General features: G+C 69.0%; 13 protein-coding genes. All 13 read left to right on the top strand.

What is annotated here, in order from left to right; genetic code table 11:
• Nucleotides 1-5: 5 nt before the first annotated feature.
• On the top strand, nucleotides 6-929 hold the full coding sequence (gene rsmH, locus BMY35_RS08705; protein WP_093196960.1) for a 16S rRNA (cytosine(1402)-N(4))-methyltransferase RsmH: 924 nt from the start codon (nucleotides 6-8) through the stop codon (nucleotides 927-929).
• 1 nt (nucleotide 930) lies between these two features.
• A complete protein-coding gene (ftsL, locus tag BMY35_RS08700) occupies nucleotides 931-1305 on the top strand; it encodes a cell division protein FtsL (protein WP_093196957.1) in 375 nt (124 codons plus the stop codon).
• Nucleotides 1302-3056, top strand: a complete 1755-nt coding sequence (locus BMY35_RS08695; protein WP_093196956.1) for a peptidoglycan D,D-transpeptidase FtsI family protein — start codon at nucleotides 1302-1304, stop codon at nucleotides 3054-3056. Before ftsL ends, BMY35_RS08695 begins: the two co-directional genes overlap by 4 nt.
• Nucleotides 3057-3058: 2 nt before the next feature.
• Nucleotides 3059-4618, top strand: coding sequence for a UDP-N-acetylmuramoyl-L-alanyl-D-glutamate--2,6-diaminopimelate ligase (locus BMY35_RS08690; RefSeq protein WP_093196953.1), 1560 nt, complete (start codon nucleotides 3059-3061; stop codon nucleotides 4616-4618).
• A complete protein-coding gene (murF, locus tag BMY35_RS08685; protein WP_093196952.1) occupies nucleotides 4615-6060 on the top strand; it encodes a UDP-N-acetylmuramoyl-tripeptide--D-alanyl-D-alanine ligase in 1446 nt (481 codons plus the stop codon). Before BMY35_RS08690 ends, murF begins: the two co-directional genes overlap by 4 nt.
• A 15-nt stretch (nucleotides 6061-6075) precedes the next feature.
• On the top strand, nucleotides 6076-7254 hold the full coding sequence (gene mraY, locus BMY35_RS08680) for a phospho-N-acetylmuramoyl-pentapeptide-transferase (RefSeq protein WP_019656756.1): 1179 nt from the start codon (nucleotides 6076-6078) through the stop codon (nucleotides 7252-7254).
• Between the two features lie 19 nt (nucleotides 7255-7273).
• Nucleotides 7274-9484, top strand: coding sequence for a UDP-N-acetylmuramoyl-L-alanine--D-glutamate ligase (gene murD, locus BMY35_RS08675; protein ID WP_093196949.1), 2211 nt, complete (start codon nucleotides 7274-7276; stop codon nucleotides 9482-9484).
• Nucleotides 9481-10779 (top strand): putative lipid II flippase FtsW, encoded by a 1299-nt coding sequence (gene ftsW, locus BMY35_RS08670; protein ID WP_093196948.1) that lies wholly within the window; start codon nucleotides 9481-9483, stop codon nucleotides 10777-10779. Before murD ends, ftsW begins: the two co-directional genes overlap by 4 nt.
• Entirely contained in the window at nucleotides 10776-11840 is a 1065-nt protein-coding gene (murG, locus tag BMY35_RS08665; protein ID WP_093196946.1) for an undecaprenyldiphospho-muramoylpentapeptide beta-N-acetylglucosaminyltransferase, read from the top strand. Before ftsW ends, murG begins: the two co-directional genes overlap by 4 nt.
• A 130-nt stretch (nucleotides 11841-11970) precedes the next feature.
• On the top strand, nucleotides 11971-13440 hold the full coding sequence (murC, locus tag BMY35_RS08660; protein ID WP_093196944.1) for a UDP-N-acetylmuramate--L-alanine ligase: 1470 nt from the start codon (nucleotides 11971-11973) through the stop codon (nucleotides 13438-13440).
• Nucleotides 13437-14408 carry a D-alanine--D-alanine ligase gene (locus tag BMY35_RS08655; RefSeq protein WP_093196942.1) on the top strand — a complete coding sequence of 324 codons (972 nt, stop codon included), beginning with the start codon at nucleotides 13437-13439 and terminating at the stop codon, nucleotides 14406-14408. Before murC ends, BMY35_RS08655 begins: the two co-directional genes overlap by 4 nt.
• Before the next feature lie 2 nt (nucleotides 14409-14410).
• On the top strand, nucleotides 14411-15199 hold the full coding sequence (locus tag BMY35_RS08650) for a cell division protein FtsQ/DivIB (protein WP_093196940.1): 789 nt from the start codon (nucleotides 14411-14413) through the stop codon (nucleotides 15197-15199).
• A gap of 28 nt (nucleotides 15200-15227) precedes the next feature.
• Nucleotides 15228-16457 carry a cell division protein FtsA gene (gene ftsA / locus BMY35_RS08645; RefSeq protein WP_093196937.1) on the top strand — a complete coding sequence of 410 codons (1230 nt, stop codon included), beginning with the start codon at nucleotides 15228-15230 and terminating at the stop codon, nucleotides 16455-16457.
• Nucleotides 16458-16584 lie beyond the last annotated feature (127 nt).

Below are 16584 nucleotides of genomic sequence, written 5' to 3'. Positions count from 1 at the left end.
GCACCGTGAACACGCCCTGGACCCACACGACCGTCTTGCTCGGCGAGGCGGTGGAAGCTCTTCTATCCGGCAGCACCGCAGCCACCGGCACCTACGTGGACGCCACCTTCGGACGGGGAGGGCACGCGCGCGCGATCCTCGCGCGGCTGGCGCCGGAAGGCAGGCTCATCGCATTCGACAAGGATGCGGAAGCAGTGGCCGAAGCAGCGCGCATCTCGGATGCGCGTTTTTCCATCCGCCACCAGGGATTCCGCTCGCTGGGCGAACTGCCCGACGCGAGCGTGGCCGGCCTGCTGATGGACCTGGGCGTGAGCTCGCCGCAGATCGACAACCCGGTGCGCGGTTTCAGTTTTCGTTTCGATGGCCCGCTCGACATGCGCATGGACACCACGCGCGGCGAGAGCGTGGCCGAGTGGCTGGCAACGGCCGAACTACAGCAGATTGCAGAGGTGATCCGTGACTATGGCGAAGAACGGTTTGCTGTTCAGATTGCAAAGGCGATTGTTGCTCGCCGACAAGAACGGGGCCCAGTTTCAACCACCGCCGAACTGGCCGAGCTCGTGGCTGGCACGGTCAAAACCCGCGAGCCGGGCCAGAACCCTGCAACGCGCACATTTCAGGCTTTTCGGATTTTCATCAACGCCGAGCTTGAAGAGCTGCAACAGGCGCTAGAAGCCAGCCTCTCGGTGCTGAAGCCCGGCGGGCGGCTCGCGGTGATCAGCTTCCACTCGCTCGAAGACCGCATCGTCAAGCAGTTCATCGCCAAGCACTCGAAGGAGGTCTACGACCGCCGCGCGCCGTTCGCCGCGCCCAAGGCCATGAAGCTGCGTGCCCTGGAGCGCATCAAGCCCTCGCAGGCCGAGGTGAGCGGCAATCCTCGAGCACGCAGCGCCATTCTTCGAGTGGCGGAACGCACGGAGGCCGACTGACATGGCCCGCGTGAACCTGCTCCTGCTGATGGCCGTCATTGCGACGGCTTTGTACCTTGTGCACACCCAGTACCTGTCGCGCCAGCTCTATACCGAGCTCGACCGCGTGCAGCAGGACGCCCGCCGCCTGGAAACCGAACGCGACCGCCTGCAGGTCGAGAAGCGCGCGCAGGCCACGCCGCTGCGCGTCGAGCGGCTCGCCAAGGAGCAGCTGCAAATGCGCACCACTTCCCCGGCGATCACGCAGTACGTACGGCCCGACGGCTCGGTGATCCCGGCCGTCGCGCCGGTTGCGCCGATGCCGGCCGCCACGACCGCCAAACCGGCGGCCAAACCGGCGGCCAAGCCAGCCACCGCAGCGAGGGCAACGCGATGAACCGGGGCAACCGCAGCGTGCGCTACACCACCAGTCCCTTGCTCGCGAGCAAGACGCCGGTTTGGCGCAGCAAGCTCATCGTGGCCGGCATCGCTTTCGGCTTCCTGGTGCTGGCCGGCCGGGCTGCCTACGTGCAGGTCATCGGCAACAGCTTCTTCCAGCGGCAGGGCGAGGTGCGTTTCGCGCGCACGCTCGAGCTGCCGGCCAACCGCGGCCGCATCCTCGACCGCAACGGGCTCATCCTCGCTTCCAGCGTGGTCGCGCCCAGCATCTGGGCCATTCCGGAGGATATCGAGCGCGACGACCCCGAGGTGCGCGCCAAGCTCAAGCAGGTGGCCAAGCTGCTCGAGATGTCGCAGAAAGACTTCGACAAGAAGCTGGAAGACGAGGACAAGACCTTCGTCTGGATCAAGCGCCAGGTCGACGAGCCCATCGCCAAGCAGATCGCGGCGATGAACCTCAAGGGCATCTACCAGCGCAAGGAATACAAGCGCCAGTACCCCGAGGGCGAGGCTGCCGCGCACGTGGTGGGCTTCACCAACGTGGAAGACAACGGCCAGGAAGGCATCGAGCTGGCCTTCAACAAGGACCTGGCCGGCAAGGCCGGTTCGCGCCGCGTCATCAAGGACCGCCTGGGCCGCGTGGTCGAGGGCGTGGGCGAGACCGTGCCGCCGCTGGACGGCAAGGACATCCAGCTCAGCGTCGACAGCAAGGTGCAGTTCTTCGCCTACCAGAAGCTGCGCGACGCCGTGACCGCGCGCAAGGCCAAGGCCGGCAGCGTGGTGGTGCTCGATTCCGTCACCGGCGAGGTGCTGGCGCTGGCCAACTACCCGAGCTACGTGCCCGACAAGCGCCAGAACCTGACCGGCGAGCAGCTGCGCAACCGCGCGATCACCGACACCTTCGAGCCCGGCTCGACCATGAAGCCGATCACGGTCGGCATGGCGCTGGAGGCCGGCCGCGTGAAGCCCTCGACGCTCATCGAGACCGGCCCCGGCCGCTACCAGATCGGCGGCTTCACCATCAGCGACACGCACAATTACGGCACGCTGACCGTCGAAGGCGTGATCCAGAAGTCGAGCAACGTCGGCGCGCTCAAGATCGCCCAGAAGATGACCCCGCACGAGATGTGGGACACCTACACCGCGCTGGGCTACGGCCAGAAGCCGCAGATCCAGTTCCCCGGCGCCGTGACGGGCCGGCTGCGCCCCTGGAAGACCTGGAAGCCGGTCGAGCAGGCCACCATGGCCTACGGCTACGGCCTGTCGGCGTCGCTGTTCCAGATGGCGCATTCGTACACCGCGTTCGCGCACGACGGCTCGCTCATTCCGGTGACCATCCTCAAGAACTCCGAGCCGCCGGTGGGCGTGCGCGTGTTCTCGCCCTCGAACGCGCTGGCGGTGCGCAAGATGCTGCAGATGGCCGCCGGCCCCGGCGGCACCGGCACGCGCGCGCAGACGGTCGGCTACTCGGTCGGCGGCAAGTCGGGCACGGCCCACAAGCAGGTCGGCAAGGGCTACGCCAGCAACAAGTACCGCGCCTGGTTCACCGGCATGGCGCCCATCGAGAAGCCGCGCATCATCGTCGCCGTGATGATCGACGAGCCCAGCGACGGCCAGTATTTCGGCGGCCTGGCGGCCGCTCCCGTGTTCAGCGAGGTCGTGCAGCAGACGCTGCGCATGATGAACGTACCGCCCGATCTGGCGGTCAAACCGCTTGTGATGACGCAGGGCGTCGACGAGAGCTTCTGAACATGCTGACCTTCACTTCCCCCCAACTGGTCGCCGCCTGGCTGAAGGAGCGCGCGCCGCAGGCCGCGCTGCACGCCGACAGCCGCGCCGTGGGCGCGGGCGACGTCTTCATCGCCTGGCCGGGCGCCGCCACCGACGGCCGCAGGCACGTGGCCGCCGCGCTGGCGCAGGGCGCCGCCGTCTGCCTGGTGGAGCACGAGGGCGTCGAGCCCTTCGGCTTCGATGGTGACGAGCGCATCGTGAGCTACCCCGGCCTGAAAGCTGCCACCGGCCCTATCGCCTCGGCCTACTACGACAACCCCTCGGCCCTGCTCGAGCTGCTGGCCGTGACCGGCACCAACGGCAAGACCTCCACCGCCTGGTGGCTGGCCGAGTCGCTTTCCACGCTGCGCGCGGCGGGCGGCGTGCGCGTGATGAAGCCCGACGGCACCATGCAGCGCGACGCCCCGTCGCCCTGCGCGGTGATGGGCACGCTGGGCATCGGCGTGCCGCCCGAGCTGACCTACACGGGCCTCACCACGCCCGACCCGGTGATGATGCAGCGCGAGCTGCGCTCGCTGGTCGAGCGCGGCTTCGGCGCCTGCGCCATCGAGGCCTCGTCCATCGGCATCGCCGAGCGCCGCCTCGACGGCGCCCAGATCGCCGTGGCCGTGTTCACCAACTTCACGCAGGACCACCTGGACTACCACGGCAGCATGGACGCCTACTGGCAGGCCAAGGCCGAGCTGTTCCGCTGGCCCGGCCTGCGCGCCGCGGTGATCAACATCGACGACACGCACGGCGCCAGCCTGTGCGCGAACCTGATCGACGCCGGCATCGGCGCGCTCGACGTCTGGACCGTCTCGGCCGGCGGCAAGCCGGCCCGCCTCGTGGCGCGCGAGATCGGCTACGACGCGCAGGGCCTGCAGTTCTCGGTGGCCGAGCACGGCACGGCTGCCGTGGAGCGCCTGTCGACCGGGCTCATCGGCCAGTACAACGTGTCCAACCTGCTGGGCGTGCTCGGCACGCTGCGCGCACTGGGCCTCACGCTGCAGCAGGCCGTGGCCGCCTGCGCCAACCTCACAAGCGTGCCGGGCCGCATGGACCGCGCGGGCACCGGCGAAGGCGCGCCGCTGGCCGTGGTCGACTACGCCCACACGCCCGATGCGCTCGACAAGGCGCTGATCGGCCTGCGCCCGCTGGCCAGGCAGCGCGGCGGCGCGCTGTGGTGCCTGTTCGGCTGCGGCGGCGACCGCGACCCGATCAAGCGCCCGATGATGGCCGCCGTCGCCGAGCGCCAGGCCGACCGCGTGATCGTCACCAGCGACAACCCGCGCAGCGAAAAGCCCGACGCGATCATCAGCCAGGTGCTGCGCGGCTTCTCGCGTCCTGACGCGGCGCAGGTGCAGCCTGACCGCGCGGCCGCCATCGCCGACGCGATCGCGCAGGCCGCGCCGCAAGACGTCGTGCTCATCGCCGGCAAGGGTCACGAGGCCTGGCAGGAAATCGCCGGCCAGCGCATCGAGTTCTCTGACAAGGCCCATGCGCTGCAGGCGCTGGCGAAGCGAGGAGCAGCGGCATGAGCGTCGCCACGACCACGCCCCTCGACATCACCCTGGCCCGGATCCAGCAATGGATTCCGGGTTCCCGCCTGGTGGGCGACGGCTCCATCGTCATCGCCCGCGTGCACACCGACACGCGCACGCTCGCGCCCGGCGACCTGTTCGTCGCGCTCAAGGGCGAGCGCTTCGACGCCAACGATTTCCTGGCCGATGCGAAGAAGCAGGGCGCGGTGGCAGCCATTGCGCATCACGGCCTCGAAGCCGCGGGCCTCGCCGGCCTCGAGGTGCCCGACTCGCTGGTCGCGCTCGGCGCGCTCGGCGCGGGCTGGCGCGCGCAGTTCGACCTGCCGCTGATCGCCGTGACCGGCAGCAACGGCAAGACCACGGTCACGCAGATGATCGCGGCCGTGCTGTTCGCCTTCCGTGCCGAACGTGCGCTCGCCACGGCCGGCAACTTCAACAACGAGATCGGCGTGCCGCTCACGCTGCTGCGCCTGCGCGCGCAGCACCAGCGCGCGGTGCTCGAGCTGGGCATGAACCATCCGGGCGAGATCGCGCGGCTGGCGGCCATCTCGCGCCCGACCATCGCGCTGGTCAACAACGCGCAGCGCGAGCACCAGGAGTTCATGGCCACCGTCGAGGCGGTGGCTGTCGAGAACGCTGCCGTGTTCGCGGTGCTGCCCGAGGACGGCACGGCCGTCTTCCCGCACGGCGACGAGTTCACCTCGCTGTGGACCGACATGGCCCACGACGGCGGCTCGCGCCGCTGCCTGACCTTCGGCGAGAACGAGGACGCCGACGTCTCGCTGCTGCGCGCCGAATGGAAGCAGGGCGCCTGGGCCGTGGGCATCCGCACGCCGGTGGGCGATTTCGATGCACGCCTGCACATCGCGGGCCGGCACAACGTCGTCAACGCGCTCGCCGCCACGGCGTGCGCGCTCGCGGCGGGCGTGTCGCTGGAGACCATCGGGGCCGGCCTGTCGGCCTTCGAGCCGGTGAAGGGGCGTTCTCGCGCCAGCGAGATCGCCCTGCCGGGCGGCCATGCGCTCACGCTGGTCGACGACAGCTACAACGCCAACCCCGATTCCGTGATCGCCGCCATCGACGTGCTCGCGGCCCTGCCGGGCCCGCGCCTGCTGGTGTTGGGCGACATGGGCGAGGTGGGCGACCGCTCGCCCGAGTTCCACGCCGAGGTCGGCGAGCACGCCCGCCTGCGCGGCATCGAGTCCGTCTACGCGCTGGGCGCAGCGACGGCGCACACCGTCGCTGCCTTCGGCGGTTCGGACGGACGCCATTTCGAAGAGTTCGACGCGCTGCGCGCGGCGGTGCTCGCGCGCCTGCCGCAGGTCGGCAGCGTGCTCGTGAAGGGATCGCGCTTCATGAAGATGGAGCGCGTGGTGCAGGTCGTCGAGCAGGCACAACAACAACCACAACAACAAGAGGAGGGCGGCCATGACGCATGAGCCGCGCGAAACCACATGCTGCTGACACTGGCCCAATGGCTGCAGACGCTGTCGCCCGAGTTCGGGTTCCTGCGCATCTTCCAGTACCTCACCTTCCGCGCGCTGATGGCCGCGCTGACGGCGCTCGTGGTCGGCCTGGTGGCCGGCCCCTACGTGATCCGCCGCCTCGCCGCGCTCAAGATCGGCCAGCCGGTGCGCGGCTACGGCATGGAGACCCACCTCACCAAGAGCGGCACGCCCACCATGGGCGGCGTGCTGGTGCTGTTCTCCATCGCGTTCGCCACGCTGCTGTGGTTCGACATCTCCAACAGGTTCGTGTGGATCGTGCTGTGGGTGACCATGGGCTTCGGCGCCATCGGCTGGGTGGACGACTGGCGCAAGGTGGTGCGCAAGGACCCGGAGGGCATGCGCTCGCGCGAGAAGTATTTCTGGCAGTCGGTGGTGGGGCTGATCGCGGCCTTCTACCTGCTCTTCAGCATCTCGGAAAGCTCCAACTGGCGCGTGGTGCAGCTGTTCTTCGCGTGGGTGCAGTCGGGCTTCGACCTCGACTTCCCGCCCAAGATCAACCTGCTGGTGCCCTTCTTCAAGGAAGTGAGCTATCCGCTGGGCGGCATCGGCTTCGTGATCCTCACGTATCTCGTGATCGTGGGCGCGAGCAATGCCGTGAACCTGACCGACGGCCTCGACGGGCTGGCGATCATGCCGGTGGTGATGGTGGGCTCGGCGCTGGGCGTGTTCGCCTACGTCACGGGCAGCGCGGTGTATTCCAAGTACCTGCTGTTTCCCAACATCCCGGGCTCGGGCGAACTGCTGGTTTTCTGCTCGGCCATGGCCGGCGCGGGGCTCGCGTTCCTGTGGTTCAACACGCATCCGGCGCAGGTGTTCATGGGTGACGTGGGCGCGCTGGCGCTGGGCGGCGCGCTGGGCACCATCGCGGTCATCGTGCGCCAGGAGATCGTGTTCTTCATCATGGGCGGCATCTTCGTGGTCGAGGCGATCTCGGTGATGGCGCAGGTCACCTACTTCAAGTACACGAAGAAGCGCTTCGGCGAAGGTCGGCGCGTGCTCAAGATGGCGCCGCTGCACCATCACTTCGAGAAGAGCGGCTGGCGCGAGACGCAGGTCGTGGTGCGCTTCTGGATCATCACGATGCTGCTGTGCCTCGTGGGCCTTTCGACGCTGAAGCTGCGGTGAACGGAAGAAGAGAAGAAGCATGCGTCACCTGAAAGACCTCCCCGTCCTCATCCTCGGCCTCGGCGCGTCCGGGCTGGCGATGGCGCGCTGGTGCGCGCGGCACGGCGCGGTCGTGACGGTGGCCGACACGCGCGAGGCGCCGGCATTGCTCTCCAAGCTGCGCGAGGAACTGCCCGGCGTGACTTTCGTAGGTGGACCGTTCTCGGCCACGCTGGTCGAAGGCACGCCGATCCGCGCCGTGTATCGCTCGCCGGGCCTGTCGCCCGAGACCATCGCGCCGGTGGCCGATGCGGCGCGTGCCGTCGGCCTACCGGTCGGCGGCGAGTTGGACCTGTTCGCGCGTGCGCTGCTGGATCTGCGCACGGTGGAAGTGCCTGTGGTGGAGGCTGAGCCGGAACCCGAGGCCGAGCCCGAAACGCAAGCTCCGGCCGAACCCGTGGCCGAAGTGCCCGTGGAAGCCGTCGAGCCGGAGCCCCAGGCGCAACTGCCGCTGGACGAGCCTGCGGCTGCTGATCAGGCAGCGGCCGAGGCTGAACCATCGCAGCAGCCTGCCGTTCCTGTCGAAACCGAACCGCCTGCCGCTGAAGCCGCCACCGAACCCGCTTCCGAAGCGACCGCGCCCGCGCAGGCCGAAGCCATGCCGCGCGATCCGTCGATGAGCGTTGCCGTGCCGCAGCCGCCGCAGGCCGAGGAATCGCCCGCGCCTGCCGAAGCCACGGAACCCGTCGCGCAGCCGGCGGCAGAAGCCGCGCCTGAATCGGCACCGGAAGCCGCCGACGCGACCACGGCCGAAACGCCGGAAGCTCCCGAAGCCGCTGCTCCCGAGTCTTCCGAGACTCCGCCGGCGGCTCCCGCGCCGGCCACCGTTTCCCGCCTGCCCACCACCGGCAAGCCCTACGTCCCGACGGCAGCCAAGGAGGCCGCGGAATTCGTCGCGCGCATCGCCGAGCTCTCCGCCACCAACCCGGCCTCGGCCGCCGTCGAGGAAGAGCCCTCGCCGCAACTCGAACTGGCACCGCCCGTCGAGCCCGAGGCACCCAAGGGCTACACGCCCGCGGTGCTCGCCATCACCGGCACCAACGGCAAGACGACCGTCACCTCGCTCACCGGCCGGCTGGTCGAGCGCGCGGGCAAGACCGTGGCCGTGGCCGGCAACATCGGCCCGACGCTGCTCGACACGCTCACGGCGCACATGGATGCCGAGACGCTGCCCGACGTGTGGGTGCTGGAGCTGTCCAGCTTCCAGCTCGACGGCGTGCAGGGCTTCGAGCCCACCGCCGCCACGGTGCTCAACCTCACGCAGGACCACCTCGACTGGCACGGCGACATGGCCGCCTACGGCGCGGCCAAGGCGCGCATCTTCGGCGCGCACGGGCTCATGATCCTCAACCGCGACGATGCCGGCGTGATGGCCATGCTGCCCGCGCCCGTCAAGGTCAAGCTGCAGCGCCCGCAGATCCGCACGCACGTCACCTTCGGCTCCGCCATGCCGCTGCGCCCGGGTGACTACGGCATCGAGCGCGTCAACGGCATGGCCTGGCTGGTGCGCGCGCTGGAGGCCGACGAGACGCAGAAGCGCAAGCGCGGCGCCGTGGTCGAGGAAGAAATCTTCCTGCAGCGCCTGATGCCCGCCGATGCGCTGCGCATCCGCGGCCGTCACAACGCCATGAACGCCCTCGCGGCCCTGGCGCTGGCCAGCGCCGCCGGCTGCCCGCTGAACACCATGCTCTACGGCCTGCGCGAGTACCAGGGCGAGCCGCACCGCGTGGAGCCCGTCGCCATCATCGACGAGGTCGAGTACTTCGACGACAGCAAGGGCACCAACGTGGGCGCCACCGCCGCCGCCCTTACCGGGCTGGGCGAGGAGCGCCGCGTGGTCGTCATCCTTGGCGGCGAAGGCAAGGGGCAGGACTTCGAGCCGCTCGCCGCGCCCGTTCGCCAGTACGCGCGCGCCGTGGTGCTCATCGGCCGCGACGCGCCGATCATCGAAGCCGCGCTGGCATCGACCGGCGTCTCGCTGCTGCACGCAGCCTCGATGGACGAGGCCGTGAAGCTCGCGTCCGCGCGCGCCAACCCCGGCGATGCCGTGCTGCTGTCACCGGCCTGTGCGAGCTTCGACATGTTCAAGGACTACGCGCACCGCGCCGAGGTGTTCCGCGAGGCCGTGCAGGCCTACGAGGACAGCCCGCGCGGCCTGGGCGATTCGACGACGACGGAGGACCCGGTTTGAACTCTGCCGCCTCAGGCGCCACGCCCAACGCATCCACCAGCCGTTTCGGCGGCTGGTTCAGGCGCGCGCGCAGCGGGATCGACTCGCTGCCCGTGCACCTGCCCGTGCGGCTGGGCGGCGCCGGCATCGCGCAGACGAAAGCCACGCCGATGCGCGTGCTGGGCTTCGACCAGGCGCTGGTCTGGGTCACGGTCGCGCTGCTGACCTGGGGCCTGATCATGGTGTATTCGGCCTCCATCGCGCTGCCCGACAACCCGCGCTTCGCGCGCGCCGGCTACAGCGCCTCGTACTTCCTCACGCGGCACGCGGCCTCGGTGGTGTTCGCGTTCATCGCCGCGCTGCTGACCTTCCAGATCCCGATGAAGACCTGGGAGCGCGCCGCGCCCTGGCTCTTCGTGGCCTCGCTGCTGCTGCTGGTGGCGGTGCTCATTCCGCACATCGGCATCAACGTGAACGGCGCGCGCCGCTGGCTGCCGATGGGTTTCATGCGCTTCCAGCCCTCGGAGCTGGCCAAGCTCGCGATGGTGCTCTACGCCGCCAGCTACATGGTGCGCAAGATGGAGATCAAGGAGCGCTTCTTCCGTGCCGTGCTGCCGATGGGCGTGGCGGTGGTGGTGGTCGGCATGCTGGTGATGGCCGAGCCCGACATGGGCGCCTTCATGGTGATCGCCGTGATCGCCATGGGCATCCTGTTCCTGGGTGGTGTGAACGCGCGCATGTTCTTCCTGATCGCCGCGCTGGTGGTGGTGGCCTTCGGCACCATCGTCGCGAGCAGCCCGTGGCGCCGCGAGCGCATCTTCGCGTACCTCGATCCGTGGAGCGAGGAGCACGCGCTGGGCAAGGGCTACCAGCTGTCGCACTCGCTGATCGCCATCGGGCGCGGCGAGATCTTCGGCGTGGGCCTGGGCGGCAGCGTCGAGAAGCTGCACTGGCTGCCCGAGGCGCACACCGACTTCCTGCTGGCCGTGATCGGCGAGGAGTTCGGCCTGGTCGGCGTGCTGCTGATCATCGGCCTGTTCCTCTGGCTCACGCGCCGCATCATGCACATCGGCCGCCAGGCCATCGCGCTCGACCGCGTGTTCTCTGGCCTCGTGGCCCAGGGCGTGGGCGTGTGGCTGGGTTTCCAGACCTTCATCAACATGGGGGTGAACCTGGGCGCCCTGCCGACCAAGGGGCTGACCTTGCCGCTGATGAGCTTCGGCGGCTCCGCGATCCTGATGAACCTCGTGGCGCTGGCGATCGTTCTGCGCATCGACTACGAGAACCGTGTGCTGATGCGGGGAGGCCGCGTATGACCGGCCGCACCGCACTCGTGATGGCCGGCGGCACCGGCGGCCACATCTTCCCCGGACTCGCGGTGGCCGAGGCCCTGCGCGAGCGCGGCTGGAAGGTGCACTGGCTGGGCGCGCCCGGCAGCATGGAAGAAAAGCTGGTTCCGCCGCGCGGCTTCGCCTTCGAGCCCGTGCAGTTCGGCGGTGTGCGCGGCAAGGGCCCGCTCACGCTGTTCCTGCTGCCGCTGAAGCTGCTGCGCGCCTTCTGGCAGAGCCTGGGCGTGGTGCGCCGCGTGAAGCCCGACGTGCTGGTGGGCCTGGGCGGCTACATCACCTTCCCGGGCGGAATGATGGGCGTGCTGGTCGGCAAGCCGCTGGTGCTGCACGAGCAGAACTCGGTCGCAGGCCTCGCCAACAAGGTGCTGGCGGGCGTGGCCGATCGCGTGTTCACCGCCTTCCCCAATGTGCTGAAGAAGGCGCAATGGGTGGGCAACCCGCTGCGCGCGGCCTTCACCTCCAAGGCCGAACCGGCCGAGCGTTTCGCGGGCCGTACCGGTCCGCTGAAATTGCTGGTGGTGGGCGGCAGCCTCGGCGCGCGCGGCCTCAACACCGTGGTGCCGCAGGCGCTGGCCCGCATCGAGCCGGCCGTGCGCCCGCAGGTGCTGCACCAGAGCGGCGTCAAGCAGATCGACGAACTGCGCGCCAACTACGAGGCCGCTGGCGTCGAGGGCGAACTCACGCCCTTCATCGAAGACACCGCGCAGGCCTATGCGGACGCCGACATGATCGTCGCGCGCGCCGGCGCCAGCACCGTCACAGAAATCGCGGCCGTCGGCGCAGCAGCGCTGTTCGTGCCTTTCCCCTCGGCGGTCGACGACCACCAGACCACCAACGCACGCTTCCTCGTGGACGCGGGCGGCGGATGGCTGGTGCAACAGGCCGACCTCACTCCTGAATTGCTGGCTGACTTGCTACAGAAAACCGGGCGCGATGCGCTGATAGAGAAGGCCGCCAAGGCCAAGACCATGCAGAAGACCGAAGCCGTGGAAGCGGTCGTCCGCGCCTGCGAGGAGTTAACGAAATGAAGCTCCCGTCGATGTTCCATGGACTTTCGGGGAATGCCGCGGAACTGGCTTTGCCAGGCCGCAGGCATTGCCCCCTGCAAGGGGGTTGGCGAAGCGACACGAAGTGCGCGAAGCCTGGGGGTGTGCCGGTATGAAGCACGCGATTCGTCACATCCATTTCGTGGGCATCGGTGGGTCCGGCATGAGCGGCATCGCCGAGGTGCTGCTCAACCTGGGCTACAAGATCACCGGCTCCGACCTGGCCGACAGCGCCACGCTGCGCCGGCTCGCGGGCCTGGGCATCGGTACCTTCGTGGGCCACGCAGCCGCGCACATCGACGGCGCGGACGCGGTCGTCACTTCCACGGCAGTGCAGTCGGACAACCCCGAGGTGCTGGCCGCGCGCGAGAAGCGCATTCCGGTCGTGCCGCGCGCGCTGATGCTGGCCGAGCTGATGCGCCTGAAGCAGGGCATCGCCATTGCCGGCACGCACGGCAAGACCACCACCACCAGCCTGGTGGCGAGCGTGCTCGCCGCCGCGGGGCTCGACCCGACCTTCGTGATCGGCGGGCGCCTCAACAGCGCCGGCGCCAACGCGCAGCTCGGCAGCGGCGACTACATCGTGGTGGAGGCCGACGAGTCGGACGCCTCGTTCCTGAACCTGCTGCCGGTGATGGCGGTGGTCACGAACATCGACGCCGATCACATGGAAACCTACGGGCACGACTTCGCGAAGCTCAAGAAGGCTTTCGTCGACTTCCTGCACCGCATGCCGTTCTACGGCGTGGCCATCCTCTGCACCGACGATCCGGCGGTGCGCGAGATCGTGGCCGACGTGACCTGCCCGGTCACCAGCTACGGCTTCGGCGAGGACGCCCAGGTGCGCGCCATCGACGTGCGCGCCGTCGGTGGCCAGATGCACTTCACCGCGCAGCGCCGCAACGGCGTGACGCTGCCCGACCTGCCCATCGTGCTGAACCTGCCGGGCGAACACAACGTGCGCAATGCGCTGTCGGTGATCGCGGTGGCCGTCGAACTCGGCATTTCCGACGAGGCGGTGCAGCGCGGCCTGGCCGGCTTCAAGGGCGTGGGCCGCCGCTTCCAGAGCTACGGCGACGTCGCGGTGCAGGGCGAGGGCGCCACGGGCACCTTCACCGTGATCGACGACTACGGCCATCACCCCGTGGAGATGGCCGCCACCATCTCGGCCGCGCGCGGCGCGTTCCCGGGGCGCCGGCTGGTGCTGGCCTTCCAGCCGCATCGCTACACCCGCACGCGCGACTGCTTCGAGGACTTCGTGAAGGTCATCGGCACGGCCGACGCGGTGCTGCTCGGCGAGGTCTATGCCGCCGGCGAGCAGCCCATCGTGGCGGCCGACGGACGTACGCTGGCGCGCGCGCTGCGCGTGGCGGGCAAGGTCGAGCCGGTGTTCGTCGACGACATCGCCGCCATGCCGCGCGCCATTCTCGACAACGCCCGTCCGGGCGACGTGGTGCTCTCGATGGGCGCGGGCTCCATCGGCGCGGTGCCGGCCAAGGTGGTCGAACTCGGCGCGGCGGCCGGTGCGGCCGCCGCTCCTTCAACATCCGAGCGCGCTTCGCGCAAAGGGAGGGCCTCATGAGCCTCCAGGACCCCAAGCTCTTCGGCAAGGTCGCCGTGCTGTTCGGCGGCAGCTCCGCCGAACGCGAAATTTCCCTGATGTCGGGCACCGGCGTGCTCGACGCGCTGCGTTCGCGCGGCGTGGACGCGCATGCCTTCGATCCGTCGCAGCGCGAGCTGTCGGAGCTCAAGCGCGAAGGCTTCGCGCGCTGCTTCGTCGCGCTGCACGGCCGCCACGGCGAGGACGGCACCGTGCAGGGCGCGCTCGAGCTGCTCGGCATTCCCTACACCGGCTCGGGCGTGATGGCCTCGAGCGTGGCGATGGACAAGGTCATGACCAAGCGCATCTGGCAGGCCGACGGCCTGCCCACGCCCAAGTACGTGCGCCTGGCCTTCGACCAGCAAAGCCGCGAGCAGATCATGGCCGTGCCCGACGTGCTCGGCCTGCCCGTGATCGTGAAGCCGCCGCGCGAGGGCTCGTCCATCGGCGTGACCAAGGTGCAGGGCTACTCGCAGATGCAGGACGCGGTCGCGCTGTCGGCGAAGTACGACGCCGACGTGCTGTGCGAGGAATTCATCGAGGGCGAGGAAGTGACCTGCGCCGTGCTCGGCCACGGGCTCGATGCGCGCGCGCTGCCGGTGGTGCGCATCGCCGCGCCCGAGGGTGCCTACGACTACCAGAACAAGTACTTCACCGACGACGTGAAGTACCAGTGCCCGAGCGGCCTGCCCGAGGCCGAGGAGCGCGAGATCCAGCGCATCACGCTGGCCGCCTACCGCACGCTCGGCTGCCGTGGCTGGGGCCGCGCCGACGTGATGATCCGCGCCAGCGACCGCAAGCCCTTCCTGCTGGAGATGAACACCTCGCCCGGCATGACCAGCCATTCGCTGGTGCCGATGTCCGCCCGCGCCGCGGGCATCGCGTACGAGGAGCTGTGCCTGCGGGTGCTGGCTTCCGCCACGCTGGACGCAACGGGAGGCTCGCTATAGCCATGGCCGACAGCATTCCCGCGCCCTTCGACGTCAAGCTCATGAACATCGTCGCCAACCTTGCGTTCGCGGCGGTGGCGCTCATGCTGCTTGCCGCGGGCGCGTGGTGGGTGCTGCGCCAGCCTTTCTTCCCGATCGCCGGCATCAAGGTGGACGGCGAGGTCACGCACAACAACGCGGTCACGCTGCGCGCCAACGTGGCGCCGCAGCTCAAGGGCAACTTCTTCACCATCGACCTGGCGCGCGCTCGCGCTGCCTTCGAGTCGGTGCCGTGGGTGCGCAGCGCGGTGGTGCGGCGCGAGTTCCCGAACAAGCTGCGCGTGACGCTGACCGAGCAGGTGCCGGTGGCCAACTGGGGCGACGAGGCGAGCTCGAAGCTCATCAACGGCTTCGGCGACGTGTTCGAGGCCAACGTGGCCGAGGTGGACGACAACCTGCCGCGCCTGGACGGCCCGATCGAGCAGGCCGGCCAGGTGCTGGGCATGTACCGCGTGCTGCAGCCGCAGTTCCAGCCCTACGACCTGAGCATCGACGAGCTCACGCTGTCGAGCCGCGGCAGCTGGAAGGTGGTGCTCGACAGCGGCGCCGAGATCGAGCTCGGCCGGGGCCAGGGCGAGGAGGTGACTGCCAGGTTGCAGCGCTTCCTGAAGACCGTGACCCAGGTCGCGGGCCAGTACCGCCGAACCATGGCCGACGTCGAGGGCGCCGACCTGCGCCACAACGACGCGTATGCATTGCGGCTGCGCGGCGTCACCACGGTCTCGCCAGAGGCCCCAAGAAAAATCAAGTAGCGAATACCGAGGAATCGAGGACATTTCAATGCCCAAAGAATACAAAGACCTGGTCGTAGGACTCGACATCGGCACCGCCAAGGTGATGGTGGTCGTGGCCGAGGTGCTGCCCGGTGGCGAGCTCAAGCTGGCCGGCCTCGGCATCGCGCCGAGCAACGGCCTCAAGCGCGGCGTGGTGGTGAACATCGACGCCACGGTGCAGAGCATCCAGCAGGCGCTGAAAGAGGCCGAGCTGATGGCCGACTGCAAGATCAGCCGCGTCTACACCGGCATCACCGGCAGCCACATCCGCGGCATCAACTCGAGCGGCATGGTGGCGGTGAAGGACAAGGAAGTGACGCCCGCCGACGTGGCCCGCGTGGTGGAGACGGCACGCGCCATCAACATCTCGAGCGACCAGCGCCTCCTGCTGGTGGAGCCGCAGGAGTTCGTGATCGACGGCCAGGACGTGAAGGAGCCGATCGGCATGAGCGGCATGCGGCTCGAAGCCAAGGTGCACATCGTGACCGGCGCGCAGAGCGCGGCCGAGAACATCATCAAGTGCGTGCGTCGCTGCGGCCTCGAAGTCGACCAGCTCATGCTGAACCCGCTGGCCTCCAGCCAGGCGGTGCTGACGGAAGACGAGCGCGAGCTGGGCGTGGTGCTGGTGGACATCGGCGCGGGCACGACCGACGTGGCGATCTTCACCAACGGCGCGATCCGCCACACGGCGGTGATCCCGATCGCGGGCGACCTCATCACCAGCGACATCGCGATGGCGCTGCGCACGCCGACCAAGGACGCAGAGGACATCAAGGTCGAGAACGGCTTCGCCAAGCAGCTGCTGGCGGACCCCGAGACGCAGGTTGAAGTGCCGGGCCTGGGCGACCGCGGCCCGCGCATGCTGAGCAAGCAGGCACTGGCCGGCGTGATCGAGCCGCGCATCGAGGAGATCTTCTCGCTGGTGCAGCAGGTGGTGCGCGAGTCGGGCTACGAAGAGGTGCTGTCGTCGGGCGTGGTGCTCACGGGCGGCAGCGCCGTGATGCCCGGCATGGTCGAGCTCGGCGAGGACATCTTCCTCAAGCCCGTGCGCCGCGGCATCCCGAAGTATTCGAGCGCGTTGTCGGACATGGTCGCGCAGCCTCGTGCCGCGACGGTGATGGGCCTGCTCGAGGAAGCACGCTTCGCACGCATGCGTGGCTTCAAGGTCGCGCAGAAGAATGGGTCGGTAAAGACTGCATTCGGACGTTTCAAGGACTTCATCGTGGGGAATTTCTAGCCATGATCAAGTCTCCACTCTGGCTCGCGCGTGGCAGCCCTCCCATGCATTTCAACGAGCGATGGCGACGAACAGGTCCACCATCGCGACGGGCTCTTCGTTGATCTCGTCAATACACAAGAAATAT

The organism is Variovorax sp. YR750 (assembly GCF_900109805.1).
Lineage (GTDB): Bacteria > Pseudomonadota > Gammaproteobacteria > Burkholderiales > Burkholderiaceae_C > Variovorax > Variovorax gossypii.
The sequence above is the reverse complement of the archived record's forward strand: the minus strand, read 5'-3'. Positions and strand labels throughout refer to the sequence as shown.